The sequence below is a fragment of the Streptomyces sp. NPDC029122 genome, assembly GCF_055569445.1.
Map to the genome: position 1 here is coordinate 324,280 of NZ_JBVHWK010000003.1, position 23,870 is coordinate 348,149.

Here is a 23,870-nt window from a genome sequence, read left to right on the forward strand (position 1 = left end):
CTCCATCCGGGCGGCCCTTCCGTGCGTCGGTCCGGCGCGTCAGGCGCGTCAGGAAGGGCGGTGGGAGATGGCGCGGGCCGCCGCCAGTTCGTGCCGCACGGGGGCCAGGACGCTCGTCTCGTCGTCCTCCTCCGGGGGCGTGTCCACGCGGACCGGGACGGGGCTGCTGCGGACGGCCCCCGCCAGTTCGCGGAGCCGGCGCGCGATCCGGTCGACCTCGTCCGCCGAGGGCGGAGCGGCGCCGTGGTTGACGCGGACCCGCGCGGCGGTGGTGGCGTCCACGACGCGTTCCACGGCCACCACCAGCGGCCACCAGGCCGCGGCCCGGGCCCCGGTGGGCGGGGGTTCGGTCAGTGCCCGCTGGAACTCGCTGCGGACCCCGGAGAGGTCGCGGTAGATGCGGCGCCGGGCCTGGAGGCGGGACTGCCGGGCGGCCCGCAGCGCGGCCTCGTCCGCGACGGGGGCGAAGGCGTGCTCCACGTAGCGGGCGGCGTCGTCGACGGCGTCGGCGAGCCGGTCCCCGATCCGGGTGTGCCAGCTCTCGGGCCACAGCAGGTAGCCGGCGACCAGGGCGATGGCGCAGCCGATCAGGCTGTCGAGGAGCCGGGGCAGGATGAGGTCGAAGCCCTCGTGGTTGAGCTGGTCCGACAGCAGCAGGATCACCGGGGTGATGGCCGCGGTCTGGAAGGCGTACCCCTTGACGGAGAACGCCGGGATCAGCGCCGCGAGCACCACCATCACCGGTACGTCCCACCAGCCGCGCGGCACCTCGGCGAGGACGGCGGCGGCGAGGACGAGTCCGGCGGCCGTGCCCAGGGCGCGCAGGACCGCGCGGGAGAAGACCGAGCCGAAGTCGGGCTTGAGGACGAAGGTGACGGTCAGGGCCACCCAGTAGGAGCGTTCCACCTCGATCAGGGAGACGAGGGACTGGGCGAGGCCGATGCACAGGGCCAGGCGCAGCCCGTACCGCCAGGAGGCCTCGGACAGCATCATGTCGCGCACCCCGCGGCGGGCCCGCACGCGCAGGGAGGCCGGCCGGCCGAGGCGGTCGTCGACGTTGTACGGGTCCGGCTCGGCGAGGTGCACGATGACCGCCGCGTGCCGCAGCGCGGAGTCGATGGCCCGCTCGGACGGGGTGTGCGGGGCGGGCAGGTCCAGGGCGGGGGTGCCGGTGCGGCCCTCCTCGACGGCCGCGGCCAGTTCCCGTACGGCCGCCGGGATCCCGGGCGCCGGCGGGCGGCCCCGCAGGTGGGCGGCGGGCGCGGCCTCCACGAGGGGGATCAGCGCGTTCAGCTGGGCCAGCATCCGCACCAGGGAGGGGCTGCGCCCGTGCACCCGGGCGCGGCGGCCCAGGACGAGGTCGTAGGCGTGGTTGAGGGCCTGCGTGACCTGTTGGCGGCGTTCGTCGTAGGCGGCCTGGGGTCCGCCGGAGGCTTCGAACGCGTCGGCCAGCGCCCGGTAGGCGGCCGCGACGGCGGCCCGTTCGGGCTGCCGGCCGCGCACGGGCCAGCCCAGCAGGGTCAGCGCGAGCACGAACAGGCCGCCGGTGGTGAGCAGCAGCGGCGCGGTCCACCAGGGCTGGGGCATCGGCAGACCGGCCCCGACGACGGCGTTGAGCAGGAGCAGCAGCCCGGATACGGAGGCGACCGTGCCGATCGAGGAGATCATCCCGGAGAGGAGGGCGATCAGGGTGAGGACGGCGACGGCCAGCCAGCCGCGCCCGTAGACGAGGGTGCCGAGGGCGACCCCGACGGCGCCGAGTGCCTGCGGGACGGCGATGTTCAGGACCCGCATCCGGTAGGCGTCGGCGGTGTCGCCGATCACCCCGGCGAGGGCGCCCATGGACACGAGGGCCCCGTACTCGGGCTCGTCGAGGGCGAAGCCGACGGCGAGCGGGGCGGCCATCGCGATCCCGGCGCGGGCGGCCGCGGCCCAGGGGATGCGGCCGCTGCTGGGCCGCAGTCCCGCGAGCAGCCAGGCGGGCGGGGCCAGGGGACGGGGGCGTGGCCGTCCGGGCGGTATGTGCTCGGTGCGTCGTTGGGTGGTCATTCCGCTTCCGTGTCGCCGCTCTTCCGTGTCGCCGCTCGCGAATCGGTCGTTCTGGGGGGTTCTGCGGAGGATGAGTACCTTCCGAGCTTATGGCGTGCGGCGCAGCCGGCCCATCAGCCATGCGGTCAGCGCGCTGGCCAGTCCGAGGGCGAGGACCACCCACGCGGTGGTCCGCAGGAAGGCGGTGAGCGCGTCGTACACGGCCGCGGCTGCGGGCCGGTCGATGTCGGCGGGCAGGTCGTCGAGGGTGATGCGGCGGCACACGGCCACCGCCGCCCACAGCAGCAGGGCTCCGGCCGCGAGGCCGGCGCCGGTGGCGAGGAGGGCCCGCCGGCGCCGGACGGCGACGGCCACGGCCGCCACGGCGAGCAGCACCGTGAGCACGGGAAGCCAGACTCCGGCGATCTGGAGGGCGTGGAACCCCTCCCGGAGTGCGCCGAGGTTGTCGTACTCCATGACCTTCACGGAGAGGTGGGTCTCCGGGATGCGGTCGGCGAAGGGCACGTCGTCCGCCACCAGTTCCTCCTTGACCTGCGCGATCACGGGTGCGAGGTCGACGGTGACGGCGTCACCGCGGCCGGTCTCCAGGGCGTCGAGGAAGGCGGTGTGCGCCGCCCGGTTCGCGGTCTCCCAGGCCGTCCGGTAGGCGGGGGTACCGGTGAAGGAATGCAGGGCCTCGCCGATCAGGGCGTCGACGGCGCCCTGGAAGGGGCCCGCGTCGATCTGCCCGGAGAGGGCCCGGGTGGCCTGGGCGGCGACCACCTCCTGGACGGCCGGGTCCTTGGCGAGGGGGGCCATGGCCGCGGTGTAGTGGTCGGCGTCACCCAGCCGGCGGTCGCCCCAGTACGCGACCGCGCTCGCGGGCACGAGCAGGGCCACGAGCACGATGAGGGCCGCCGACAGGTAGGTGCGCACGTCACCAGGGAAAGCGGACGCGGCGTGCGGCGCTACCCCCGCTGCTGCGTCCGGGGGCCCGGATTCCCTCCCGGGACCGGGCGGGAACCGCCCGGACGGGTGATCCACTTGCCGGTCCCGGGTGCCGGGTGTGCCCTTGAGGGTGGAAGAGAGGAGCCCCGCCATGGCACATGCGGCACCCACCGCCCCCCGGCGGCACCGCCCTATGACGTCGGCGGACGCGCAGCGGCACACCGACCGCGGCGCCCTGATCCGCGCGCTGCTCATGGGCCTCGTCTACGGGGTCTGGGCGGCCTTCATCCAGCGTCAGACGGGCCCGGTCGACGCGGGCAACGTGTTCTACGGCATCCTGTGCGGCGCGCTCTTCGCGGCCTGCATGTTCGCGCTCGCGCGGGTCGGCCCCAGGCTGGGGCGGGAGGTGCACGCCACCGCGTACGGGGTGTTCGGCGGCATCGCCGTCGGCTACCTCCACAGCCTGACCCACGCGTCCGTGCTCCGTTCCACCGTGATCGGCCTGTTCGTGGCACTGGGCGTCGGGCTCACGGCGTTCTACCGGTACTACACCCGCGAGAACTGAGCCCGGCGCCGGTTCCCGCACCCGCTGGGAGGGTGCGGGAACCGGCGCCGTCATGTGTCGTTACGCCGCCGAACCGGCGATGTCCTGCCGCGGTTCGCTGCCGGCGCCGGCTGCCGCCGCGGCGCCGGTCTTCGGCGCGCCGGCGGTCGCGGCCTGCGGGACGGGCCGGTCGGCGGTGTGACGGTCGGCGGTGTGACGGTCCGGGGCCTGGCGGTCGGGGCCCTGGCGGTCGGCGGGCGGGCGGTCCGAGAGGGGGGCCTCCTGCCGGGCCGGCGGCGAGAAGCGGACGACCTCGGCGCGGAGCATGGCGTTCAGGGCGGCGTACGGGTCGATGGGCATGACGGAACCTCACGGTGGCTCGGGGGTGTGGGGGGTCGTTCACGCTGCTCGGCCCGCTCAGCAGCGCAGGACCATGCTCCGTACCGTCCGCCGGGGCAGGGCCGGTGCGGCCGTCCCGTACGAGGCCGCACGGGCGACCTGACCGGCGTGTTCCACGTGAAACATCCGCTGCGGCAGCCGCCGTACGGCCGGGGCCGTGCGCACGGGCGTCCGCAGCGCCGCCCGCCCGACGGCGTCCCCGGCCGGATCCGACTGTCCCTCGGTGGGGTCGGCCGGTGCCGAGGAGGCGGGGCGGGGCTCCCCGCCGGCCGTGGCCGTCGTCGCCGGACCGGCGCCGAACAGACACAGCAGAACCACGCAGACCACCGTCAGGGCCCGCGCCAGTGGCGTCCGCGCGTACCGCGCACCGTTCATGGGGCCTGCATGCCCCGACACGCCGTACGGCTCTCCGTGGATCCCCGAGAAGCCGCCGACCGGGGGACGAAGACACCCCCCAACGGCCGACTCAGCCGGTACGCCGGGGACCCGTCAGCCGGGCCAGGACGGAGGTCTCGCCGCTGACCAGCCGCAGCCGGGCGAGACCTGCGTCCCCGGCCGGCACCGCGACCGGGTGGGGGGAGACCCGCTCGACGGTGAACACCGCCGTGCGGTGGTCCGCGCGCGGGATCTCGATCACGCGGCCCCGCCGCAGCCCGGCGAGCGGGATTCCGTGGCCGGTGACCACGGCGGTGCCGGCGGATCCGGGAGCCGGGCCGTCGGTGTCCCAGCCGGCCCTGCCCTGACCGTCCTGCGGGCCCGCGGCCAGCGGGAGGTCCACCCCCAGTGCGGGGATGCGCAGCCGCAGCGGCCGTGCGGTCCGCATCGGCGGGGCGGACACCGTCCGGCGTTCCGCGCCCGGAGCGCGCGCACCGGCGTGCTCCAGCCCGCGTACGAGCCGGCGGTGCCCGGACAGGCCCAGTGCCCGGGACGGCAGCGCGTCGGTGACGCTCGCGGTGGCGGGCTCCGCGCCCGCGCTGCCGCGCAACAGGCCGATCCCGGTGCAGAGCAGAGTGACCGTCAGGGCTGCGGCGGTCCACCGGGCGCGGGACATGGCATTCCTCCTGTCCGGCTCGGGCGGCCGGTCCTGGGAGCAGTGGACCGCTCCCCGCCCGCCCGCACATCGCCGCCCGCACCGGAAATGACGGCGCGTCACGTGCCCGTGGCGGCCCGGCCCTTCCATCCTCCCAGCTGGCGGCGGGTGTGCCGGCCGTACACGCCCGACCGGGCCGCTACGCCCGAAGGGGTGAGGGGTGAAGGCGGTTACAGCGGGCGGGCGGGCCAGTCCAGCAACCGGGCCCCGATGACGGCCGTCTGGAGGGTGTACCGCTGCACGGGGTCCCCCGGGTCGGTGCCCGTCAGCCGGTGGATCCGCTCCAGCCGGTAGGTCAGCGCCCGCACGCTCAGGTTGAGCCGCCTGGCCGCCTCCGCCGCCACGCACCCGGAGTCGAAGTACGCGGTCAGGGTGTCCAGCAGGGGCGCCGCCCCGCCCCGCCCGGCCCGCAGCGGCCCGAGCGCGGTCAGCACCAGTTCGGCCATCGCCGCCCGGTCGCGGGTCAGTACCGGGAAGACCAGCAGGTCGGCGGCGCGCAGCAGCGGGCCCCCGAGGCCGAGCCGGTCCGCGAGCCCCAGCGCGTCCAGGGCCTCCGCGTACGAGACCGCGACCCCGTCCGCGCCCGGATGCGGGCGCCCGACCGCGACGAGTCCCCGGTCTCCGGACTCGGCGTGCAGCAGCTGTGCGAAGTGGGCCAGTACCCCGTCCTGGTCGCCCGGCGCCACGCAGACCAGCCGGCCGTCCTTGGTGGCGAGCAGGAAGGCGCGGTCCCCGGAGCGCCGGGCGAGGGCCGACTCCAGCCGGTGCTGTTCCGGGCCCCCGTCCTCGTACGGCCCGGGGCCGCGTGCGACGGCCACCGCGTGCGTCGGCGCCGGGCGCAGTCCGAAGCGGGCGGCGCGTTCACCGAGGCGGACGGGGTCGCCGCCGGCGAGCAGCAGGTCGTCGACGAACTCCCGGCGGGCCGCCGTTTCCCGGTGCGCGGCTGGCCCGTGGGCCCGTTCGTACCCTTCGGCGAAGGCGTCCACGGCCTGTTCGACCGCGGCCAGCAGGTGGTCGGGGGCGGGGTGTCCGGCGAGGGCGGTGCGGGTCGCGGCGAGGTGCGCGCCGATGAGGTTCCGCAGGCCGTAACCCGCCCCGGCGGCCTGCTCGCCGAGTGCCCGGCGGGCGTCGAGTTCCGCGGGGCCGGGGCTCCGGTCGGTGGCCGAGACGCCCGCGAGCAGGCGTACGTACCCGTCCAGGTACTCCTCGGGTATGTCCCGCCCTGACCCCACACCAGCTCCCCGGCTCGTCCGAACCCCCATTCTCACCCGGACCAAGATCAACTACTGGCGGGGGGAGGAGGCGGGGGCGCTCAGACCACCACCAGCGCCACCGCCGCCGCCCCCATCAGGGCGGCGGCGAGGTGCATCGCGGAGTGGCCGTAGTCCCCGAACCAGAGCTGGCGGGCCAGTCCGCCGAGGGCGGCCAGCGCGCCGATCACGCCGATCTGGGCGAGGAGGGTGGCGGCGGTGAAGGGTGCCAGGATCAGCAGTACCGAGTTCAGCCAGAACGGCGCGGCGCCGGTCCAGCCCCGCCATTCCCGGATCGCGGACTGCATCGCCGGCTCCCACCTCCACACCCGTCACACGCGCAACAGGCGTGTCTCGCTCAACTCATCGGCTGTACAGCCTCCTTGGGTGCGGCCGCCGGGGCAAGTGCGCGTTCGGCTAGAAAGGCGGGGGACCAGGCCGAAAGTCGTCCACGGCGTCGGCCGGACGGTCCTCAGCGGGCGGGCGGGCCGCTGGAACCTCCTGGTCGGAGGGCCCGCGGCGGAAGACCGGGGATGAGCCCCGGCGGGAAGCAGGACGGCCCGGACCCCGCGACGCGGTCCGGGCCGGCTGGACGGCACTGCGGCCGGAGACGGATCAGGCGACGATCCAGTCGGACGTCGCGATCACCGGCTGCACGCCGTCACGGTGAACGGTGCCCTCGATGAGGCCGTACATGCGGTCCGCCGCGAAATAGACCTCGTTGTCGTTCTTGAGGCCGAAGGGCTCCAGGTCGACCAGGAAGTGGTGCTTGTTGGGCAGGTTGAGGCGCACCTCGTTGACCTTGGGGCAGTTGTCCAGCACCCGCTCGGCCATCTGGTTCAGGGTCTGCTGGAGCGAGTAGGAGTACGTCTCCGCGAAGGCCTCGAGCATGTGCTTGCGGACCTTCTTGTACGACTGGTCCCAGTCGTACCCCGCGTCGTCGCCGGCCAGCGCCGAGTGCGCCCAGCGGGCGGTGACCTTGGTCGCGAGGATGCGGTCGTACGCCTCCTTGAGCGTCGTGTACTTGTCCTTGATGTAGCCGTGGAACTCGGAGTTGGTCGAGTTCATCACCGTCAGGTCCTTCAGACCCGAGATCACCTGGAGACCGGTGGTCTCGCTGTAGGTGACCTGCGCGGTGCGCACCTCCTGGCCCTTGCGGACGAAGGAGTGCTGCTCCTTGCGGGTCGGGACGGGGATCCGCTCCCAGGCGAACTCCTCGATGCGGATCTGCGCCTCGCGGATCGGGGCCTGGGAGGAGACGAAGTGCTTCGCGAGGAGGATGCCGAAGGCCTCGGGGGAGGCGATGCCGTGCTCCTTGCCGAAGGCGTACACCGTGTTCTTGGTGGTGTCGGTGGGCAGGCAGTTGGCGTTGTCACCGGTCAGGTGGACGTCGCGGAACTCGCCCCGCAGGGCCACCGAGACGTTCAGGTCGCGGATCTCGTGCCAGGATCCGTCGTTGCCCTTGCGGGTGACCACGACGATGCGGTTCTCGGCCTTGCCGTACTGGTTCTGGCCCAGGACGTGCTTGCTCATGCTGTCTTCCTTCGGGTACTCGGGAACACGGAGTCCGTTGGTCTGGATCCCGTACGCCCGGCGTCCAGCGCCCGCCCTCCTCGAAGGACGTCCCGCTCCCCGCCGTTCGGCCCCGCGGGACCGCCCCGGGACTGACGTGCATCCCGGTCCGTAGGTGCTGAGTCGTACTGAAGTACTGACGGGATTGCACCATGTGTGCGGCGGGTTGACCACCGCACGGAACATCCCAACACCGGCACCCACGGATTGGGTGACCGCACAAGCTCGCAGGTCAGGCCATGTGCGCATCCGCGACGGACAGGGCCTCGTCGAGGATCGCCAGCCCCTTGGCCACGTCCTGCTCCGCGATGTTGCAGGGCGGTGCGACATGGATGCGGTTCCCGGCGAGGAGGGGCCACAGGCCGGCCTTCTTCAGGGCCGCGCCGAAGGCGGCCATCGGCGCGTTGTCGGCACCGGAGGCGTTGTACGGGACGAGCGGCTCGCGCGTCTCCTCGTCGCGTACGAGTTCCAGCGCCCAGAAGGTGCCCATGCCGCGGACCTCGCCGACGGACGGGTGCCGGCCGGCGATCTCGCGCAGTCCGGGCCCCAGCAGCTCGGCGCCCGTGCGGGCGGACTGCTCGACGATGCCCTCCTCGGCCATGGTGTTGACCGTCGCCACGGCGGCGGCGCAGGCCAGCACGTGCCCCGAGTACGTCAGCCCGCCCGGGTACGGCCGGCGCGCGAAGGTCTCGGCGATGGCGGCGGAGATCGCGACGCCGCCGAGCGGCACGTAGCCGCTGGTGATCCCCTTGGCGAAGCAGAGGAGGTCCGGGGTGACGTCCCAGTGGTCGGCGGCGAACCAGGCGCCGGTGCGGCCGAATCCGACCATGACCTCGTCCAGGATGAAGACGATGCCGAAGCGGTCGCAGAGCTCGCGCACGCCCGCCAGGTAGCCGGCCGGGGGCACGAGCACGCCGGGGGCGCCGCCGACGGTCTCCAGGATGATCGCGGCGATGGACTGCGGCCCCTCGAAGACGATCGTGTCCTCCAGGTGGCGCAGGGCGCGCGCACACTCCTCGGCCTCGGTGGTGGCGTGGAAGGGCGAGCGGTAGAGGAACGGTCCCCAGAAGTGGACGACGCCCGCGGTCGCGGCGTCGTTGCCGAAGCGGCGGGCGTCACCGGTGAGGTTGATCGCGGTGCTGGTCGCACCGTGGTACGAGCGGTACGCGGACATCACCTTGGGCCGGCCGGTGTGCAGCCGGGCCATGCGTACGGCGTTCTCCACGGCCTCGGCGCCGGCGTTGGTGAAGAAGATCTTGTCGAGGTCGCCGGGGGTGCGCTCGGCGATGAGCCGTGCGGCCTCGGAGCGGACGTCCACGGCGAAGCCCGGCGCGAGGGTGCAGAGCCGGTTGGCCTGCTCGGCGATGGCGGCGGCCACCTTCGGGTGCTGGTAGCCGATGTTGGTGTAGACGAGCGAGCTGGAGAAGTCGAGGTAGCGGTTGCCGTCGTAGTCCCAGAAGTACGAGCCCTCGGCGCCGGCCACGGCGAGCGGGTCGATGAGCTCCTGTGCCGACCAGGAATGGAAAACGTGCTTCCGGTCGGCTTCTTTGACTGCGTCTTTCACGGCGGCGGTGGCATCGGCTTCTGCGTTCATATATCGAGGGTAGTTGTCCATGATGTGGACAACGGGGTGCCTCGGGCCCGACGCCCCGCGCGGGCGACTTGACGGATGCCGGGCCGCGTTCTCGACGGGCCCGGGCGGCCCGCATAGCGTCCCCCGGACCGGCCGCTCCACGGGGGAGAACGGCGGGAAACCCATGGTGGGAGCCGTCCGCGGTTCCGCACGCCGCCGGGGGCGCCTCAGAGCCGCCGCCCGGACGCCCTGGACGCGCCGTCCCGGCGCCCTCGAAGGGACCTCGAGGCCCCTTCGAGACCCGCCCCTCCGGACCCGCCGCGTGCGGGGACGGAAGGACGGGTGCCGGGCGGCGGCCGAGGGCCCGCCATGCCCTCTCACCGCCGCGGGTCGTGCTTCCGGTGCCCTCTCGGCAGTAGCGTGGTGCCCGTGCGGGATTTGTCCGTCCCGGCCGGGGGTAGGTGCGGCGCCGGGGGAGCGGTGTCGGAGACGGGAGAGCCTGTGGCGGAGCAGACGCGGCGGCTGGTCCTGGGCGGCGCCACGACAGGGGTCGTAGCCCGCTGCCGGGACTTCACGCGACGGGCCCTCACCGACTGGTCGTGGCCCGAGGGCTCGGAGGCCGCGGAGGACGTCCTCCTGCTGGTCTCCGAGGTGGTCACCAATGCCTGTCTGCACGCGGGCGGCCCGCGTGAACTGGTGCTGCGGCACAGTCCCGGCCTGCTGCGGGCCGAGGTCAGCGACGACAACCCCGAACCGCCCGTGCGCCGGGCGACGCGCGACCGCTCCCGTCCGGGCGGGCACGGGCTGGTCCTGCTGGAGCGCCTCGCCAAGAGCTGGGGCTCCGCGCCCGCCGCGGACGGCCGCCCGGGCAAGACGGTCTGGCTGGAGATGACGGCCCCCGGGGCCGCGGTCGCCGCCCCCACGGCCGACGGAGGCCCGGCGGGGGCCTGAAGCCCTGCCCCCGGCGCCTGAAGCCCTTCCCGCCCGAACGGCGGCCGGCCCCCGGCCTGAGGACGGCCCTCCCGCCCGAGCGGCGGCCGGCCCCCGGCCTGAGGACGGCCCTCCCGCCCGAACGGCGGCCGGCCCCCGGTGCCCGGTTCCGCCAGCGGTTACGCGTCGGTGAGGAGGCCGCCGCGCAGGCGGGTCAGGGTGCGGTTCAGCAGCCGGGACACGTGCATCTGGGACAGGCCCAGCCGGGCCCCGATCTCGGACTGGGTCAGCTCCTGCCCGAACCGCAGCGACAGCAGCTCCCGCTCCCGGGCGGGCAGCTCGGCCAGCATGGGCTTGAGGGACTCCAGGCACTCGATCCGGTCGTACGCGGGCTCCTCCTCGCCGATCGAGGACCGCTCCGCGGCCGGGTCGCGCTCCGAGTCCTCCTGCACGGGCGCGTCCAGGGAGCGCGCCGAGTACGCGCTGGCCGCCTTGCGGCCCTCGCTGAACTCCTCCGGTGTGACGTGCAGCTGCTCGGCCATCTCGGCGTCGGTCGGTTCGCGCCCGAGGTCCTGCTCCAGCGCGTCATGGGCCTTCGCGCTGTCGATCCGCAGCTCCTGGAGGCGGCGGGGGACCTTCACCGCCCAGCTGGTGTCACGGAAGAACCTCTTGATCTCCCCGCTGATCGTGGGCATCGCGAAGGTGGTGAACTCCACGCCCCGCCCGGGGTCGAACCGGTTGATGGCCTTGATCAGGCCGATCGTGCCGACCTGGACGATGTCCTCCATCGGCTCGCTGCGGCCGCGGAAGCGCCTCGCGGCGTACTTCACCAGGCTGAGGTTCAGCTCGACCAGGGTGTTGCGGACGTACGAGTAGTCGGCCGTTCCCTCGTTCAGCTCCGCGAGGCGGTGGAACAGGGCGGTGGACAGCGCCCTGGCCTCGAGGGTGGCCGCGTCCATGCGGTCGGTGCTTTCGGTGTGGTCGCGCTCGGTACGGTCCATTGTTCTGCGCTCCTCCGACGGGCGGTCCCGGGTCGCGGGGCCGAGTCATGCGCTGTGGGCCCTCACCATCCAGGTGGATATACCCGGTCATAACGAGCGATACCCGCCCATTTTCCTTCCCTGTGTTTCACGTGAAACCACGCCCCGGTCGAAACCCCTGGTCACTGGGGCGGCACCAGCCCCGCGACGGCCTCCGACACCGCGCCGGGAAATGAGCGACCGGCCGGTACGGGGCCGCGTGCGAGGAGCTCCCCCGTGGGCTCCCCGCACGCGACTCCGTACCGGCCGGGTACCCGTCCCCGCCGTCCCGGCCGCCCTACGCCGCCAGCTCGTGCTCCACCCGGGCCGCGACCCGGTGGCGCAGCAGCACGACCGCCACCGAGCAGAGCAGCCCGCCCACCAGGGCCGTCCACCACAGGGCCGCCGGGCCGGCGCCCGCGTACAGCGTCACGCCCAGCGTCAGCGCGGCGAAGCGGGCGACGCCCCAGGTCCAGCTGAAGGCGCCCTGGTAGCGGCCGCGCGCGTCGGCCGGGGCGAGGCCGGCGATCACCGAGGCGGAGATCCCGGCGACGACCACCTCGCCGAGCGACCAGACGACCACCGAGGCCGTGTAGCCCGCGAGGGTGTCGGCGAGCCCCGTCGCGGCCACTCCGGCGGCGATCAGCACGCTGCCGGCCGCGTGCACCGGCAGCTGCGGCAGCTTCGCGAGACGGGCGGTCACCAGCGGTTGCAGACCTACCACCAGGACCGCGTTGACGGCGGCCATCGCCCCGTAGGCGGCGGGGGACAGCCCGCTGTCGCGCATGGACAGCGGCAGGGCCACCTCGGTCAGCGAGTACACGAACAGCTGGACGCCGAAGACCGGCAGCAGCGCCAGCATCAGCCGGTCGCGCAGCACGACCCCGTAGCCCAGGGTCCGTACGGTCCCGTCCGCCGGGGCCTCCCGGCGCGGCTCGCGCAGCCGGGCCGCGACGACGACCGCGTACACCAGCAGGGTCCCGGCGTCGACGGCGAAGAGCAGCCAGTAGCCGTGGGCGGCGAGGAAGCCGCCGAGCACCCCGGCGACGGCGGTCCCGATGTTGACGCCCCACCCGAACAGGGCGTACGCCCGCTGCCTGCGCTCCCCGTCGACGGTGTCGGCCATCAGCGCGTACGTGGCCGGGCCGACCGTCGCCGAGGCCGCGCTGAGCAGCAGGGCGGCCGCGCCCATCGTCAGCACGCCCGGCGCGAGGAAGAGCGCGCCCTGTGCCGCCGCGGCGCCCAGCAGCCCGATGAGCATCGTCGGCCGGCGCCCGATCCGGTCGGCGAGCATGCCGCCGAGCGCGGGTCCGAGCAGGTTGCCCGCGCCGAGCGCGCCGAGGACGTACGAGGTCTCGGTGCCGGTGATCCCCCGGTCGGCCAGCAGGAACACCAGGAACGGGGTGACCAGGTGGCCGAGCCGGTTGACGACCGTGCCGGCGAACAGGGTCCAGACGGTGGGCGGGAGTCCGCGGAAGGTGGAGAGCATGCGAGGAGCCTGCACGCCCGCCCCCGCCCTCCCGAACTGATTAAGCTCAGGCCGAATCCAAGGGGCGGGACGAGGGGGCGGGGCCGTGCGGACGGGCTTGAGTTTTTCGGCGGGGGACCTGGCACAGACCCGGTTCGCGGTCTCCCCGATGTGGGAGGTCGTCACCAGCTTCCGGCGGCTGCTGGACCCCGCCCCGCCGCACCTGCACCGGAGCTGGGCCGCGCAGGTGCGGCCCCGGATCGCGCGGGCGGGCCTGGGGCGGGGCTGGCTGGCCGAGCTGGTCCCGGCGCGCGGCTACCTGGCGGACTTCCTGAACCCGACCCCGCCCGGGCCCTTCCCGGAACTGTCCGCGGAGCTGCGGGCCGTCCGCGCGACCCGGCCGGAGCAGGTGCGCACCGACCTCGCCGGGCTGGGCGCCGGGGCGGATTCCTCGCCCCGGCTGAGGCAGCTGCTGGAGGAGCCGGAGGCGGCGCTGGAGAAGGTCGCGGCGGAGATCGAGGTGTACTGGGAGCTGGCGCTGGCGCCCTACTGGGCGCGGATCCGCCAGGTGCTGGAGGCGGACGTGTTCCACCGCGCCCGCCAGGTCGCCGAGCACGGGACCGCCTCCGTACTGAACGAGCTGCACGAGTCCGTGCGGTGGGACGCGGACACCCTGCGCCTGGTCCGGGCGCACTGCGGGCTGAGCCGCGACCAGTCCGGTGCCGGCCTGCTGCTGGTGCCGTCGGCCTTCGCCTGGCCGCGCGTCCTGACCCGGGCGGTGGCCCCGGACCCGCCCCAGCTGGCCTATCCGGCGCGCGGCGTCGGCACGCTGTGGGAGCCGCGGGCGTGCTCCTCCGCGGACGCGGTGGCCGGGGTGCTGGGGCGGTCCCGCGCGCTGCTGCTGGCGGAGCTGGACACCCCGGCGTCGACCACGCAGCTCGCGCGGCAGTGCGGGCTGTCCGCGGCCGGGGTGTCGCAGCACCTGACGGCCCTGCGCAACGCGGGTCTGGTCACCGCCCACCGCGCGGGCCGTTCGGTGCTGTACGCGCGCACGGCGATCGCGGACGCCCTCCTCACGGCCTGACCGGGCACCGCCTACGCTGCGGTGCATGGAGTCGTACACGATCGGCCAGGCGGCCCGGCTGCTCGGCGTCAGCAGTGACACCGCCCGCCGCTGGGCGGACGCCGAGCGCTTCCCGACCCGGCGCGAGGGGAACCGCAGGATCGTCGACGGGCAGGACCTCGCGGCGTTCTGCGTCGAGGTGGCGCAGGAGGCCGGGGAGGACGGGGAGGGCCCGTACACCTCGGCCCGCAACGCCTTCCCCGGCATCGTGACGGGCATCAGGCTGGGCTCGGTCGCGGCGCAGGTGGAGATCCAGGCGGGCCCGCACCGGGTGGTGTCGCTGCTGACCCGGGAGGCGGTGGAGGAGCTGGGCCTGGAGGTCGGCATGCGCGCCACGGCCCGGGTGAAGTCCACCAGCGTCTTCATCGACCGCGCCTGACCCCGGGCCGGACCGCGGCGCGGCTCAGGGACGGTCAGGGGGTCCGTACGAAGGCCCCCGCGCGGGCCGCCGCCACCGCCGCCGCGGCCGCCCGCCGGGCCGCGTCCTCGTCCAGCGGGGCGTCGCTGGTCAGCAGCCGGTAGTACAGCGGGGCGGAGACGGCGCGGACCACCTCGGCGGCGTCGGTGCCCTGCGGCAGTTCGCCCCGCGCGACGGCCTCCTGGACGCAGGGCGCCCATTCCGCGACCCGGACCGCGTAGAAGCGGTGCAGGGCCTCGGCGGTGCGGGCGTCGCCCGTGGCGGCGGCGATGACGGCCTTGAACAGGGGGCCCTGGCGCGGGTCGGACAGGGTGCGCCGGACGAGTGCGGCGTTGGCCAGCAGGTCCTCCTCCAGCGAGCCGGTCTCGGTGCGCGGCAGCGACTGTTCGGCCATGTCCGTCAGCAGGTCGGCGACCAGCCCGGCCACGGTGCCCCAGCGCCGGTACACGGTGGTCTTGCCGACCTCGGCCCGCCGGGCGACCTCGGCGAGGTCCAGTCCGTGGAAGCCGTGCTCGGCCAGCATGTCCCCGGCCGCCTCCAGTACGGCGGCCCGTACCCGGGCGGTCCGGCCCCCGGGGCGCACGGTCCCCGGCCCGGCGGACGCGTCCCCGGCGTCCGCCGCGTCCCCGGCGTCCTCTGAGGCAGCACTCGGCAGTGTCATAACGGGTCCTCGGTTCCATTAGTGGCGGCCAGCTGTTAGGTTGGGAACCACCTTAAAGGGTCTGCGGTGCCATTACCGCTCGTGCCCGCTCACGGGAGGACTCCGTCATGGAATACAGGCAGCTCGGTGCGTCCGGTCTCAAGGTCCCCGCCCTCAGCTTCGGAGCCGGCACCTTCGGCGGCCGGGGCCCCGTCTTCGGCGCCTGGGGCAGCACCGACGCCCAGGAGGCGCGCCGGCTGGTGGACATCTGCCTGGAGGCGGGCATCACCCTGTTCGACACGGCCGACGTCTATTCGGCGGGCGCCTCGGAGGAGGTCCTCGGACAGGCCGTCAAGGGCCGCCGGGACCAGGTGCTGATCTCCACCAAGGCGGGCCTGCCCACCGGAGACGGCCCGGGCGAGTACGGAACCTCCCGCTCCCGCCTCATCGGGGCGGTCGAGGACGCCCTGCGCCGGCTCGGCACCGACCGGATCGACCTCTTCCAGCTGCACGGCTTCGACGCCGCCACCCCCGTCGAGGAGGTGCTGTCCACCCTCGACCAGCTCGTCCGGTCCGGCAAGGTCCGCTACGTCGGCGTCTCCAACTTCGCGGGCTGGCAGCTGATGAAGTCCCTGTCCGCGGCCGAGAAGCACGGCTTCCCCCGCTACGCGGCCCACCAGGTGTACTACTCCCTCGTCGGCCGGGACTACGAGTGGGAGCTGATGCCGCTCGCCCACGACCAGGGCGTCGGCGCGATGGTGTGGAGCCCCCTCGGCTGGGGCCGCCTCACCGGCAAGCTGCGCCGCGGCCGCCCGCTGCCGGCCGGCAGCCGGCTGCACGAGACCGCCGACTACGGCCCGCCGGTGGAGGACGCACACCTCTACGACGTGGTCGACGCCCTCGACGGGATCGCGGAGGAGACCGGCCGGACCGTCCCCCAGGTCGCCATCAACTGGCTGCTGCGCCGCCCGACCGTCTCCACCGTGCTCGTCGGCGCCCGCAACGAGGAGCAGCTGCGGCAGAACATCGGTGCCGTCGGCTGGGAGCTGACCCCCGAGCAGGTGGCCCGGCTCGACGCCGCCAGCCACCGGCCGGCGCCGTACCCGTACTTCCCGTACGAGCGCCAGGAGGGCTTCGCCCGCCTCAACCCCTCGCTGCTGACGCGCGGGTGACCGTACCGGCCGACGGCCGGCCCTCACTCCCCGAGCGCGCCGCCCCACTCGAGGCGGGCGAGGCGCTCGGGGTCGGTGAGGATGTCCAGGGCGGTGATCAGCCCGCCCCGGATCGTGAAGGCCATCACCGACACCGGGCGGCCGTCCTCCGCCAGGGAGAGCACCCCGGGGGTGCCGTTGACCAGCACCGGGCGCCCGGCGCGGGCGAACCGGGCGAACGCGATCGCCTGCGAGGCCACCTCCGCCGCACCGCGCCGCAGCAGGCCGGGCAGCAGCGCGCCGCCGTCGGAACGGGCCACGACATCGGGGTCCAGGACGGCGACGAGGGCGTCGAACTCCCCGCCGCGGGCGGCCGCCAGGAACGCGTCGACGACCTCCTGGCGCCGGGCCGGGTCGGAGTCGGGGGCCGGCGCGGCCCCCTGGACGCGGCGCCGCGCCCGGCTGGCGAGCTGGCGGGTGGAGGCCGCCGTCCGGCCGAGGACCGGGGCGATCCCCTCGAAGGGCACGGCGAACAGGTCGTGCAGGACGAAGGCGAGCCGCTCGGCCGGCGACAGGGTGTCCAGTACGACCATCAGGGCCATGCCGACCGAGTCGGCCAGCAGCACCTGCTGCTCCGGGTCGGCCCGGCCGGGCACGCCGATGACCGGATCGGGCAGCCGGACCGGCCCGTCACCGGCCTCCAGCGGCTCCTCCCGCCGCGCGGTGCGCGACCGCAGCATGTCCAGGCACACCCGCCCGACCACCGTGGTCAGCCAGCCGCCCAGATTGGCGACCTCGCCGACGTCGGAGCGGTTCAGTCTGAACCAGGCCTCCTGGACGGCGTCGTCGGCATCGCTGAGCGAGCCCAGCATCCGGTAGCCCACCGCGCGCAGGTGCGGCCGGTGCTCGTCGAACCGCCGTGCCAGATCGTCCTTCGCGTTCACCTGTCCGGTCCCCCGTAGTGATCTCCACCCGCTACGGGGGACGTTAGCCCCTCGCCGGGGTGCGGCTGAAGGCCCTGCGGTAGGAGCGGGGCGGCACCCCGCGGCGCCGTACGAACTGCTCCCGCAGGACCGCCGCGCTGCCGAAGCCGACCAGCCGGGCTATCTCCTCCACCGGCAGGTCCGTGGTCTCCAGCAGCTCCTCGGCACGGCTGAGCCGCAGCCCGAGCAGCCAGGCGTGCGGGGTGGTGCCGGTCGAGGCCGCGAAGCGGCGGGCGAAGGAACGCCTGCTCATCAGGGCCCGGCGGGCCAGCTCGGCCACCGGCAGCGACTCGTGGAGGTGCGCGCGGGCCCACGCCAGCACCTCGGCGAGCTTCTCGTCCCGGCAGTCCTCCGGGACCGGCGTCGCCAGGTACTGGGCCTGTCCGCCGTCGCGGTGGGACGGCAGCACCAGGTCCCGGGCGATGGCGTTGGCCGTGGCGGCGCCGTACTCCCGCCGCAGCAGGTGCAGGCACAGGTCGAAGCCGGCGGCGGCGCCCGCGCCCGTGACGATCCGGCCCTCGTCCACGTACAGGGAGTCGGGTTCGACGCCGACCTCCGGATGCCGCTCCGCCAGCAGGCCGGCGAACCGCCAATGCGTGGTGGCCCGGCGGCCGTCGAGCAGCCCGGCCGCGGCGAGCGCGAAGGCCCCGACGCAGTGCGCGGCCACCAGCGCGCCCCGCGCGTACGCGGCCGCCAGCGCGTCCAGCACCGCGGACGGCGGCGGCGTACGGAAGCCCGCCCAGGGCAGGGCGATCACCAGGTCGGCCGAGGCGAGCCGGTCCAGGCCGTGTTCGACCATCAGCGGCAGCCCGACGTCACTGCGCACCGCGCCGGGCCGGTCCGTACAGAGGGCGAAGTCGAACCGGGGCAGGCCCTGGCCGCGCTCGTCGAACACCTCGGAGACGATCCCGGCCCCGAGCATCCCGACCCCGGGCGGGGCGTACGCGGCGACGGACACGAAGGGCGGCATGCGGGCAGTCTGGCACGCGCGTCGCGGACGGCCCCCCACCCGCCCGGGGCGCACGCCCCGGCCCAGGTGGCACGATTCCCGCGATCAGTGGCAGTGCGGCCACTCGTGAAGTGCCGCGTTCCCGCGAAGACTTGGGGGCATGACGAACGCACCGCTCGGCCGCGGCGCCCGCTTCCGCATCCTGACCACCGGCTACACCCTCTCCACCGGCCCCGGGGTGGCCGCCACGGTCTCCTACGCGTGCGACGGGGACCGCCACGTGATCGTCGACCCCGGCATGGTGGCGGGCCGCGACCGGATCCTCGGCCCGCTCGCGGAGATGGGGCTCGGCCCCGACGACATCACCGACGTGGTGCTGAGCCACCACCACCCCGACAACACGATGAACGTCGGCCTGTTCGGCCACGCCCGCGTCCACGACCACAAGGCGATCTACGAGAACGACCAGTGGACCGACCGTGACGCCGAGGGCTACGAACTGACCCCCGCGCTCCGGCTGATCCGCACCCCGGGCCACAGTCGCGAGGACATCACGCTGCTGGCGGGCACGGACGAGGGCGTCGTGGCCTTCGTGGGCGACCTGTGGTGGCGCCCCAACGGTCCGGTCGACGACCCGGTCGCCCCCGACCACGACGTCCTGCGGGCCTCCCGGGAGCGGGTGCTCGCGGCCGCGGACGTGATCGTCCCCGGCCACGGCCCCGCCTTCCCGGCGGACGACACCGCACCCCTGTAGAGGCGCCCGCCGGATCAGCCGGCCGTCTCCGCGCTGGCGGCGGCGCGCCGCGCGGTCACGTAGGCGTACGGCGACCGGCCGTAGGCGAGCCGGAACGCGCGGCCGAGCTGCCCGGGCGGCATGTCCACGGCCCGCGCGAGGGCCAGGACGTCCAGCGGCCGCGCGTGCTCCCGGTCGATCCGGTCACGGACCCGGCGCAGCCGCGCGAGTTCCCCCAGGTGCTGTGCCTCGGTGAGCGCGCGCGCCCATCCGGGGCGGCACATCAGCGCAGTTCCTGGATCCGGACCAGGTTGCCCGCGGGGTCGCGGAAGGCGCAGTCGCGCACGCCGTACGGCTGGTCGGTGGGCTCCTGGACCACTTCGGCGTCGGCGGCCTGCACCTTCTCGAAGGTGGCGTCCAGGTCGCGGGTGGCCAGCAGGATCCAGCCGTAGGTGCCCTTGGCCATCATCTCCAGGATGGTGCGCCGCTCGTCCTCGGTGATCCCCGGGTCGACGGCCGGCGGCGCCAGCAGGATCGACGTACCGGGCTGGCCGGCGGGGCCGACGGTGATCCAGCGCATCGTGCCCTGGCCGACGTCGCTGCGGACCTCGAAGCCGAGGACGTCCCGGTAGAAGGCCACGGAGGCGTCCGGGTCGGTGTGCGGGAGGGCGGTGGTGTGAATGGTGATGTCCATGCCCGCAACGGTAGGCGCGGGGTCCGGGGCGGCGCTTCTCGAATCCTGACCGGTCCGGTCCGGTTCAGTTCCTCCTGGCCGCGGCCCTCGCGTACATCCGGCGGCGCCCCCACGAGCAGCCCAGCCGCAGCAGCCGGACCGCGGTGAGCACCCACACGCCGGCGAAGAGCCACAGCAGGGCCGGCGAGCCCGTCGCCACGGCCCGTACGAAGAGGGACGCGCAGAGGAGGACCAGCAGGGACGTCCACAGGCCCTGCCGGCTCCACGTGCCGCTCCACGGTCCGATCCCGCGGCGCAGCGTACGGAGCCTGCGGTCGAGGCGCGCGTCGGACCGCAGGTCGCCCTCGATGCCGTTGAGGATCATCCGCTCGTGTTCCGAGAGCTCGGGGCCGTCCATGGCAGACCTCCCGGGGGTGTTCCGTATCCGCGTCTCCCGTGGCGCGGACGCCCACTCCGCCTACCCGGCGGGCCGCCGCCTACACCCCTCAGCCCCGGCCGGACGGGCCGCCCCGGCGCCGCGTCCCACCCGGATGGCCGGTGACGTATCCGGGGCCTTCTCGTTGCCGCTCGTAAAGGATCACGTTGCGGAGGCCGGCAGTGAACGGACAGCGGACGAGGACGAGCGGGCGGCGACTGGTCCTGGACGACGCCGAGGACGTACGGGCCGCGGCGGGCGCGCTGGCGGACGGGTGCGCGGTGGCGCACGGTTTCGGCAACCTCTACGCCGTCACCGCCGGTGCCGACCGGGCCGCCGTCGAGCGGGTCAGCCGACTGAAGGGCCGCCCCGAGGGGCAGGTCGCCAGTGTCACCACGGTGCGCGAGCGGGTCCTGTCGCTCTTCGACTGGAGCCGGGTCCCGGCGGCCCTGCCGCGCCGGCAGCTCGGCCAGCTCGTCGAGGAACTGTTCCTGCTCGGCCCGTTCGGCTTCCGCGGCCCCGCCGCCGCCCACGTTCCGCGGCACCTGACGGCCGTCCGGGACGGAGTGGCCACCGTGCGGCTCGTCGGACCGGGCTACCGCTGCCCCTCCAACGGCTTCCTCGCCGAGGCGCTGGAGCGCACCGGCGGCGCCCTGCTGTCCATCACCTCGGTGAACCTCTCCCGGCACCTGACCGGCGCGGAGCACGAACCGGCCCACTGGCGCGCCGAGGGCGTGGTCGCGGACTTCGGCCACCGGCCCGACGTCCGGATCCTCGTGCACGACGACGAGCCCGCGGCCCGCCGCCGCTACCCGCACCACGCCCCGACGCCGGCCACGGTGCTCTCCTTCCACCACGCGCCCGGGCGGGGCCGCTCGGGCCTGCCCGCGCTCACCCTCGAACGGCACGGCTCGCTGTCCGCCGACCACACCCGGGCGATCGCGGCCAACCACGGTTTCGCCCTCGTCCCCGCCCCCCGCGCCGGACACCGCCTCCCGGCCCGCGCGTACGCGGACTGACGGGCGGGGGGGCGGCCCGGAACCCGGGTTGTCCGGGGCACCTCACATTTCGCGGAGCTGCGTCGTCGGACCGGCGAGACATCACCGATCCACCGCCGCGAGGCAGAAGAGGGGGGCCGCGTCATGGCCACACGTACGACGGCAGTACCGGGCGGGTTCACGTTCCAGGGGGTCGCGATCGCCCTGCAGACCTTGGCGCTGTTCTTCCAGGCGCTCACCGCCGGACTGCTGCTGTCCTCGTCCTACGGCGAGACGCTGCACGGCGTCGGCGCGCGCGTGATGTACGGGGCCTCGATGCTGTACGTGCTGGCCGCGGTCCTGGCGTGGCGGCCGGGCGGCGGCTCGCCCCGGCCCGTCCTGTACGCCTCCGGCTTCCTCGTCCTGGCTTCGGTGCAGGTGGTGCTGGGCATCGCGCGCGTGCCGTCGCTGCACGTGCCCCTGGGGGTGCTGATGTTCGGCCTGAGCGTGCTGGACCTGGGCCGGGTGCTGTCGTCCCCCGCTCGCCGGGGCGCACCGGCACCCGGCGGCAGCGGAGTCGAGCACCGGTGAGCTGTCCTCCGGCGGGGCGGCGTCCGGGCCGCTGCCCGGGACGGGCGGGCTCACGTCAGGCGGAGGCCGGCGGTCCGGACGATTCGGCGGCGCGACGGTATTCGGCGTTGATGCGCTGGGCTTCTTCGAGCTGGTCCTCAAGGATGATGATGCGGCACGCGGCCTCGATGGGCGTGCCCTGGTCGACGAGCTCACGGGCGCGGGCGGCGATGCGCAGCTGGTAGCGGGAGTAGCGGCGGTGGCCGCCCTCCGAGCGCAGCGGGGTGATCAGGCGGGCTTCTCCGATGGCGCGGAGGAAGCTCTGGCTGGTGCCGAGCATTTCCGCGGCCCGGCCCATCGTGTAGGCGGGGTAATCGTCGTCGTCGAGACGTCCGTACGAGTCGTCTGCTGTCATTTGCACCTCTCTGTGAAACGCGTCGAGGGGCCCTGGTGCCGTACGGCACCAGGGCCCCGAAGGAACTACTACACCACCTGCCGGCCCTGATACTGCGCCGGCGTTCTGTGTCCGCGGATCCGACCTGGGTGCTGTCGGAGGCGCGGGGATCGCTGTTGCCTGACCGGAGACCACCTCACTATCGATGTCCTGCGGTACCCGGGCTCACCTTCCGCCCGGGCGATCCTGATGGCGCGGGTTCCTCCGTTCTTCCTCTGATCACTAACTACCACGGGGGTGCTGCGTACAGCGAACTCGTGCTGCGAACTGCTCGCGGGACCGCTCCTGCCATGACTGCGGTCCCGACGTGGCGGCCCCTGATCACTGCGGGCCACCCGGTCCGACGGTCAGTCCCGTCGCCGTCCTGCGAAAAACCTGGCTTCGGAACTCCACCGCCGTACCGCTCTGCACGTACTGCTGACCGGCAGTTCGTCTCTGCCAGGCCTCTTTGTCTCTTTGGGCTACGAGAGAAACCATAGCCAGGTCAACGACCAATGTCTACTCCGGCGAGTGCAGATTTTTGCGTGTCCGGCGGTGAGGTAATCGGCAGTGCCCGGAGACGGGCGGGGGAGTGCGGTGCCGTCGCCGCCGGTCGCGCCGGTGGCCGGAGTGCGCGACCGCACTCCACGGGCCCCGCGCACGGGCATAGGATCGGCTTTCATGTCGAAGCCTGACGAGCTGCTCGTTGACGTCGCCACCCTGGTGGAGTCCGGGCAGAGCAATCAGATGTCCCTGACCGTGGTCACCGGTGGAACTGTCATCACCGGCCGGCTGGCTCCCGAGGCCGTGTGGCGGCAACGGGTGTCGGAGGTCCTGGCCGACTCGTCCAGCCTGGGCGAGTTCTCCACCGTCTTCACCGCCGGGACGCGGGGCGAAGGGCCGCCCACGCATCTCCACTTCCATATGGCCCGGATCCTCCAGGGCACGGTGGCGATCCCGGAGACGGGTGGCATGTACCGCGTCTCGATCGAGAACGTCAGCGCCTGGACCATGGGCGACTTCAGCTACTCCGACCACTGACTCCGCGTCGCGCGCGCAACCCCACCCGTACGCGAGAGGGCCCCGACCGGCATGTGCCGGTCGGGGCCCTCCTGGCTGTCCGGGGTCGGCTCGCGCTCCTCCCCGGCTCGTGGCCGTACTGTCAGACGGTCACGCGATCGCCGGGACACCGAGCATCGCGGAGGCGTGCTCGAACGCGTCGGCGGCGCGCGTGGGCGCGGGGCTGCGCGGCAGGCTCCGGCAGGTGAACCCGAGCTTGGTCAGGGCCCGGACGACTTCGGCGGAGCTGAAGTCGCGGCGGTCCTGACGGGTGATGACCTGGCCGACCTGCTTGACCGGATAGGTGCGGCGGCCGACGATCACGGACTCACCCGTCACCTCCTCGGGCTTGACGCCCTTCATGGAAGCCAGGACGCCACTCTTGGTGAGTTCGAACGGGAAGCGGGCGATGACACAGCGCACGATGCCTCACAGGGGAGAAGGGGGAGATGGTTCCGCCGCGGTGAAGGCGGCTCAGCGGGCGGGGGCGAGGAGCCCCCGGGCACTGTCCTGGCCGTCCCCCGGGCACCGGGCGACGAGCGGGCGGTGGCGCGAGGCGCGCCCGGCCGCCGGGGTGGTGGGCGGCCCGCCGTCGCCGGTGATGTCGCGCAGCCGGAGCCGGTCCGAATAGGCGGAGCTCTCGCGGACGGCGGTGAGCTGCGCCCGCGTGACCAGTCCGGTGCACACGCCGTCGTCGTCGGTGACGCTCAGGTGCCCGGTGAGGGCACTGGCCATGACGGACAGGGCCACCTCGACGGTCATGTCGTCATGGACCCGCGGTCCGGTCGTGTCCATGGCTTCGGCCACCGTCAGGTGCAGCGGCGCGGCGTGCGCCGAGCGGGGTTGCGTCTGGACCAGCGTCACGACGTGCCTCCTGCAGAGATGGATGAACCTTCGGATCACG

Annotated in this window: 29 protein-coding genes; 9 read left to right on the forward strand and 20 right to left on the reverse strand. The window is 74.2% G+C overall.

Going from position 1 to position 23,870, the window contains the following annotated elements:
- Positions 1–48: 48 nt before the first annotated feature.
- Together ACZ4WZ_RS06075 and ACZ4WZ_RS06080 are read right to left on the reverse strand one after the other, a co-directional pair.
- Positions 49–2,049 (reverse strand): FUSC family protein, encoded by a 2,001-nt coding sequence (locus tag ACZ4WZ_RS06075; RefSeq protein ID WP_467885650.1) that lies wholly within the window; start codon positions 2,047–2,049, stop codon positions 49–51.
- Between the two features lie 87 nt (positions 2,050–2,136).
- Positions 2,137–2,964, reverse strand: a complete 828-nt coding sequence (locus tag ACZ4WZ_RS06080; RefSeq protein WP_467885653.1) for a hypothetical protein — start codon at positions 2,962–2,964, stop codon at positions 2,137–2,139.
- A gap of 163 nt (positions 2,965–3,127) precedes the next feature.
- Between ACZ4WZ_RS06080 and ACZ4WZ_RS06085 the strand changes: the two genes are divergently transcribed.
- Positions 3,128–3,541 carry a hypothetical protein gene (locus ACZ4WZ_RS06085; RefSeq protein ID WP_467885656.1) on the forward strand — a complete coding sequence of 138 codons (414 nt, stop codon included), beginning with the start codon at positions 3,128–3,130 and terminating at the stop codon, positions 3,539–3,541.
- A 60-nt stretch (positions 3,542–3,601) separates the two neighbouring features.
- Here ACZ4WZ_RS06085 and ACZ4WZ_RS06090 read toward each other — a convergent pair whose 3' ends face one another.
- The 7 genes from ACZ4WZ_RS06090 to ACZ4WZ_RS06120 form a co-directional block, all read right to left on the reverse strand.
- A complete protein-coding gene (locus ACZ4WZ_RS06090) occupies positions 3,602–3,880 on the reverse strand; it encodes a hypothetical protein (RefSeq protein WP_467885659.1) in 279 nt (92 codons plus the stop codon).
- A 57-nt stretch (positions 3,881–3,937) separates the two neighbouring features.
- Positions 3,938–4,294: a hypothetical protein gene (locus tag ACZ4WZ_RS06095; protein WP_467885662.1), complete on the reverse strand. Its 357-nt coding sequence runs from the start codon at positions 4,292–4,294 to the stop codon at positions 3,938–3,940.
- Positions 4,295–4,385: 91 nt separating this feature from the next.
- Positions 4,386–4,970, reverse strand: coding sequence for a class F sortase (locus ACZ4WZ_RS06100; RefSeq protein WP_467885665.1), 585 nt, complete (start codon positions 4,968–4,970; stop codon positions 4,386–4,388).
- 209 nt (positions 4,971–5,179) lie between these two features.
- Entirely contained in the window at positions 5,180–6,241 is a 1,062-nt protein-coding gene (locus ACZ4WZ_RS06105; RefSeq protein ID WP_467885668.1) for a PucR family transcriptional regulator, read from the reverse strand.
- A gap of 80 nt (positions 6,242–6,321) precedes the next feature.
- Positions 6,322–6,567 carry a hypothetical protein gene (locus ACZ4WZ_RS06110; protein ID WP_467885671.1) on the reverse strand — a complete coding sequence of 82 codons (246 nt, stop codon included), beginning with the start codon at positions 6,565–6,567 and terminating at the stop codon, positions 6,322–6,324.
- 307 nt (positions 6,568–6,874) lie between these two features.
- Positions 6,875–7,792 (reverse strand): factor-independent urate hydroxylase, encoded by a 918-nt coding sequence (gene pucL / locus ACZ4WZ_RS06115; RefSeq protein WP_467885674.1) that lies wholly within the window; start codon positions 7,790–7,792, stop codon positions 6,875–6,877.
- A 271-nt stretch (positions 7,793–8,063) separates the two neighbouring features.
- Positions 8,064–9,425 carry an aminotransferase class III-fold pyridoxal phosphate-dependent enzyme gene (locus ACZ4WZ_RS06120; RefSeq protein WP_467885676.1) on the reverse strand — a complete coding sequence of 454 codons (1,362 nt, stop codon included), beginning with the start codon at positions 9,423–9,425 and terminating at the stop codon, positions 8,064–8,066.
- 480 nt (positions 9,426–9,905) lie between these two features.
- Here ACZ4WZ_RS06120 and ACZ4WZ_RS06125 point away from each other — a divergent pair, with 480 nt between their 5' ends.
- A complete protein-coding gene (locus ACZ4WZ_RS06125) occupies positions 9,906–10,355 on the forward strand; it encodes an ATP-binding protein (RefSeq protein ID WP_467885679.1) in 450 nt (149 codons plus the stop codon).
- 158 nt (positions 10,356–10,513) lie between these two features.
- Here ACZ4WZ_RS06125 and ACZ4WZ_RS06130 read toward each other — a convergent pair whose 3' ends face one another.
- Positions 10,514–11,335, reverse strand: coding sequence for a SigB/SigF/SigG family RNA polymerase sigma factor (locus tag ACZ4WZ_RS06130; protein WP_467885682.1), 822 nt, complete (start codon positions 11,333–11,335; stop codon positions 10,514–10,516).
- A 316-nt stretch (positions 11,336–11,651) separates the two neighbouring features.
- Complete coding sequence (locus ACZ4WZ_RS06135) at positions 11,652–12,842, reverse strand: MFS transporter (RefSeq protein ID WP_467885685.1); 1,191 nt, start codon at positions 12,840–12,842, stop codon at positions 11,652–11,654.
- 85 nt (positions 12,843–12,927) lie between these two features.
- Here ACZ4WZ_RS06135 and ACZ4WZ_RS06140 point away from each other — a divergent pair, with 85 nt between their 5' ends.
- On the forward strand, positions 12,928–13,905 hold the full coding sequence (locus tag ACZ4WZ_RS06140; RefSeq protein WP_467885688.1) for an ArsR/SmtB family transcription factor: 978 nt from the start codon (positions 12,928–12,930) through the stop codon (positions 13,903–13,905).
- A 25-nt stretch (positions 13,906–13,930) separates the two neighbouring features.
- Positions 13,931–14,323, forward strand: a complete 393-nt coding sequence (locus tag ACZ4WZ_RS06145) for a TOBE domain-containing protein (RefSeq protein WP_467885691.1) — start codon at positions 13,931–13,933, stop codon at positions 14,321–14,323.
- Between the two features lie 34 nt (positions 14,324–14,357).
- On the opposite strand, the gene ACZ4WZ_RS06150 is transcribed toward ACZ4WZ_RS06145, so the two are convergent.
- A complete protein-coding gene (locus ACZ4WZ_RS06150; RefSeq protein WP_467885694.1) occupies positions 14,358–15,023 on the reverse strand; it encodes a TetR/AcrR family transcriptional regulator in 666 nt (221 codons plus the stop codon).
- A gap of 107 nt (positions 15,024–15,130) precedes the next feature.
- Between ACZ4WZ_RS06150 and ACZ4WZ_RS06155 the strand changes: the two genes are divergently transcribed.
- Positions 15,131–16,174: an aldo/keto reductase gene (locus ACZ4WZ_RS06155; protein ID WP_467885696.1), complete on the forward strand. Its 1,044-nt coding sequence runs from the start codon at positions 15,131–15,133 to the stop codon at positions 16,172–16,174.
- A gap of 23 nt (positions 16,175–16,197) precedes the next feature.
- On the opposite strand, the gene ACZ4WZ_RS06160 is transcribed toward ACZ4WZ_RS06155, so the two are convergent.
- Together ACZ4WZ_RS06160 and ACZ4WZ_RS06165 are read right to left on the reverse strand one after the other, a co-directional pair.
- Entirely contained in the window at positions 16,198–17,097 is a 900-nt protein-coding gene (locus tag ACZ4WZ_RS06160; RefSeq protein WP_467885699.1) for a sigma-70 family RNA polymerase sigma factor, read from the reverse strand.
- A 43-nt stretch (positions 17,098–17,140) separates the two neighbouring features.
- Positions 17,141–18,106: a GlxA family transcriptional regulator gene (locus ACZ4WZ_RS06165; protein ID WP_467885702.1), complete on the reverse strand. Its 966-nt coding sequence runs from the start codon at positions 18,104–18,106 to the stop codon at positions 17,141–17,143.
- Between the two features lie 139 nt (positions 18,107–18,245).
- Between ACZ4WZ_RS06165 and ACZ4WZ_RS06170 the strand changes: the two genes are divergently transcribed.
- Positions 18,246–18,839: an MBL fold metallo-hydrolase gene (locus tag ACZ4WZ_RS06170; protein WP_467885704.1), complete on the forward strand. Its 594-nt coding sequence runs from the start codon at positions 18,246–18,248 to the stop codon at positions 18,837–18,839.
- Between the two features lie 14 nt (positions 18,840–18,853).
- On the opposite strand, the gene ACZ4WZ_RS06175 is transcribed toward ACZ4WZ_RS06170, so the two are convergent.
- The 3 genes from ACZ4WZ_RS06175 to ACZ4WZ_RS06185 all read right to left on the reverse strand — a co-directional run bounded on the left by ACZ4WZ_RS06175 (position 18,854) and on the right by ACZ4WZ_RS06185 (position 19,909).
- Positions 18,854–19,102, reverse strand: coding sequence for a hypothetical protein (locus ACZ4WZ_RS06175; RefSeq protein WP_467885707.1), 249 nt, complete (start codon positions 19,100–19,102; stop codon positions 18,854–18,856).
- Positions 19,102–19,512 carry a VOC family protein gene (locus ACZ4WZ_RS06180; protein WP_467885710.1) on the reverse strand — a complete coding sequence of 137 codons (411 nt, stop codon included), beginning with the start codon at positions 19,510–19,512 and terminating at the stop codon, positions 19,102–19,104. Before ACZ4WZ_RS06180 ends, ACZ4WZ_RS06175 begins: the two co-directional genes overlap by 1 nt.
- A 64-nt stretch (positions 19,513–19,576) precedes the next feature.
- Positions 19,577–19,909, reverse strand: coding sequence for a DUF3040 domain-containing protein (locus ACZ4WZ_RS06185; RefSeq protein WP_467885713.1), 333 nt, complete (start codon positions 19,907–19,909; stop codon positions 19,577–19,579).
- A gap of 200 nt (positions 19,910–20,109) precedes the next feature.
- On the opposite strand from ACZ4WZ_RS06185, the gene ACZ4WZ_RS06190 reads away from it, so the two are divergent.
- Positions 20,110–20,946 (forward strand): L-threonylcarbamoyladenylate synthase, encoded by an 837-nt coding sequence (locus ACZ4WZ_RS06190; RefSeq protein ID WP_467885715.1) that lies wholly within the window; start codon positions 20,110–20,112, stop codon positions 20,944–20,946.
- A gap of 123 nt (positions 20,947–21,069) precedes the next feature.
- Positions 21,070–21,495: a hypothetical protein gene (locus ACZ4WZ_RS06195; protein ID WP_467885717.1), complete on the forward strand. Its 426-nt coding sequence runs from the start codon at positions 21,070–21,072 to the stop codon at positions 21,493–21,495.
- Between the two features lie 55 nt (positions 21,496–21,550).
- On the opposite strand, the gene ACZ4WZ_RS06200 is transcribed toward ACZ4WZ_RS06195, so the two are convergent.
- Positions 21,551–21,889 carry a MerR family transcriptional regulator gene (locus tag ACZ4WZ_RS06200; protein ID WP_388933132.1) on the reverse strand — a complete coding sequence of 113 codons (339 nt, stop codon included), beginning with the start codon at positions 21,887–21,889 and terminating at the stop codon, positions 21,551–21,553.
- Positions 21,890–22,588: 699 nt separating this feature from the next.
- On the opposite strand from ACZ4WZ_RS06200, the gene ACZ4WZ_RS06205 reads away from it, so the two are divergent.
- Positions 22,589–22,948: a hypothetical protein gene (locus ACZ4WZ_RS06205; RefSeq protein WP_467885720.1), complete on the forward strand. Its 360-nt coding sequence runs from the start codon at positions 22,589–22,591 to the stop codon at positions 22,946–22,948.
- A gap of 129 nt (positions 22,949–23,077) precedes the next feature.
- Here the strand turns inward: ACZ4WZ_RS06205 and ACZ4WZ_RS06210 are convergent, their stop codons facing one another.
- On the reverse strand, positions 23,078–23,389 hold the full coding sequence (locus ACZ4WZ_RS06210; RefSeq protein WP_467885723.1) for an SCO5918 family protein: 312 nt from the start codon (positions 23,387–23,389) through the stop codon (positions 23,078–23,080).
- Positions 23,390–23,440: 51 nt separating this feature from the next.
- Positions 23,441–23,830 carry a CBS domain-containing protein gene (locus ACZ4WZ_RS06215; protein ID WP_467885725.1) on the reverse strand — a complete coding sequence of 130 codons (390 nt, stop codon included), beginning with the start codon at positions 23,828–23,830 and terminating at the stop codon, positions 23,441–23,443.
- Between the last annotated feature and the right edge of the window lie 40 nt (positions 23,831–23,870).

Bases quoted from the DNA above. Each gene is read 5' to 3' on its own strand.
- ACZ4WZ_RS06075 (WP_467885650.1), bottom strand. From the start codon at position 2,049: ATGACCACCCAACGACGCACCGAGCACATACCGCCCGGACGGCCACGC.
- ACZ4WZ_RS06085 (WP_467885656.1), top strand. From the start codon at position 3,128: ATGGCACATGCGGCACCCACCGCCCCCCGGCGGCACCGCCCTATGACG.
- ACZ4WZ_RS06090 (WP_467885659.1), bottom strand. From the start codon at position 3,880: ATGCCCATCGACCCGTACGCCGCCCTGAACGCCATGCTCCGCGCCGAG.
- ACZ4WZ_RS06095 (WP_467885662.1), bottom strand. From the start codon at position 4,294: ATGAACGGTGCGCGGTACGCGCGGACGCCACTGGCGCGGGCCCTGACG.
- ACZ4WZ_RS06100 (WP_467885665.1), bottom strand. From the start codon at position 4,970: ATGTCCCGCGCCCGGTGGACCGCCGCAGCCCTGACGGTCACTCTGCTC.
- ACZ4WZ_RS06110 (WP_467885671.1), bottom strand. From the start codon at position 6,567: ATGCAGTCCGCGATCCGGGAATGGCGGGGCTGGACCGGCGCCGCGCCG.
- pucL (WP_467885674.1), bottom strand. From the start codon at position 7,792: ATGAGCAAGCACGTCCTGGGCCAGAACCAGTACGGCAAGGCCGAGAAC.
- ACZ4WZ_RS06120 (WP_467885676.1), bottom strand. From the start codon at position 9,425: ATGAACGCAGAAGCCGATGCCACCGCCGCCGTGAAAGACGCAGTCAAA.
- ACZ4WZ_RS06130 (WP_467885682.1), bottom strand. From the start codon at position 11,335: ATGGACCGTACCGAGCGCGACCACACCGAAAGCACCGACCGCATGGAC.
- ACZ4WZ_RS06135 (WP_467885685.1), bottom strand. From the start codon at position 12,842: ATGCTCTCCACCTTCCGCGGACTCCCGCCCACCGTCTGGACCCTGTTC.
- ACZ4WZ_RS06145 (WP_467885691.1), top strand. From the start codon at position 13,931: ATGGAGTCGTACACGATCGGCCAGGCGGCCCGGCTGCTCGGCGTCAGC.
- ACZ4WZ_RS06150 (WP_467885694.1), bottom strand. From the start codon at position 15,023: ATGACACTGCCGAGTGCTGCCTCAGAGGACGCCGGGGACGCGGCGGAC.
- ACZ4WZ_RS06155 (WP_467885696.1), top strand. From the start codon at position 15,131: ATGGAATACAGGCAGCTCGGTGCGTCCGGTCTCAAGGTCCCCGCCCTC.
- ACZ4WZ_RS06165 (WP_467885702.1), bottom strand. From the start codon at position 18,106: ATGCCGCCCTTCGTGTCCGTCGCCGCGTACGCCCCGCCCGGGGTCGGG.
- ACZ4WZ_RS06170 (WP_467885704.1), top strand. From the start codon at position 18,246: ATGACGAACGCACCGCTCGGCCGCGGCGCCCGCTTCCGCATCCTGACC.
- ACZ4WZ_RS06175 (WP_467885707.1), bottom strand. From the start codon at position 19,102: ATGTGCCGCCCCGGATGGGCGCGCGCGCTCACCGAGGCACAGCACCTG.
- ACZ4WZ_RS06180 (WP_467885710.1), bottom strand. From the start codon at position 19,512: ATGGACATCACCATTCACACCACCGCCCTCCCGCACACCGACCCGGAC.
- ACZ4WZ_RS06185 (WP_467885713.1), bottom strand. From the start codon at position 19,909: ATGGACGGCCCCGAGCTCTCGGAACACGAGCGGATGATCCTCAACGGC.
- ACZ4WZ_RS06195 (WP_467885717.1), top strand. From the start codon at position 21,070: ATGGCCACACGTACGACGGCAGTACCGGGCGGGTTCACGTTCCAGGGG.
- ACZ4WZ_RS06200 (WP_388933132.1), bottom strand. From the start codon at position 21,889: ATGACAGCAGACGACTCGTACGGACGTCTCGACGACGACGATTACCCC.
- ACZ4WZ_RS06205 (WP_467885720.1), top strand. From the start codon at position 22,589: ATGTCGAAGCCTGACGAGCTGCTCGTTGACGTCGCCACCCTGGTGGAG.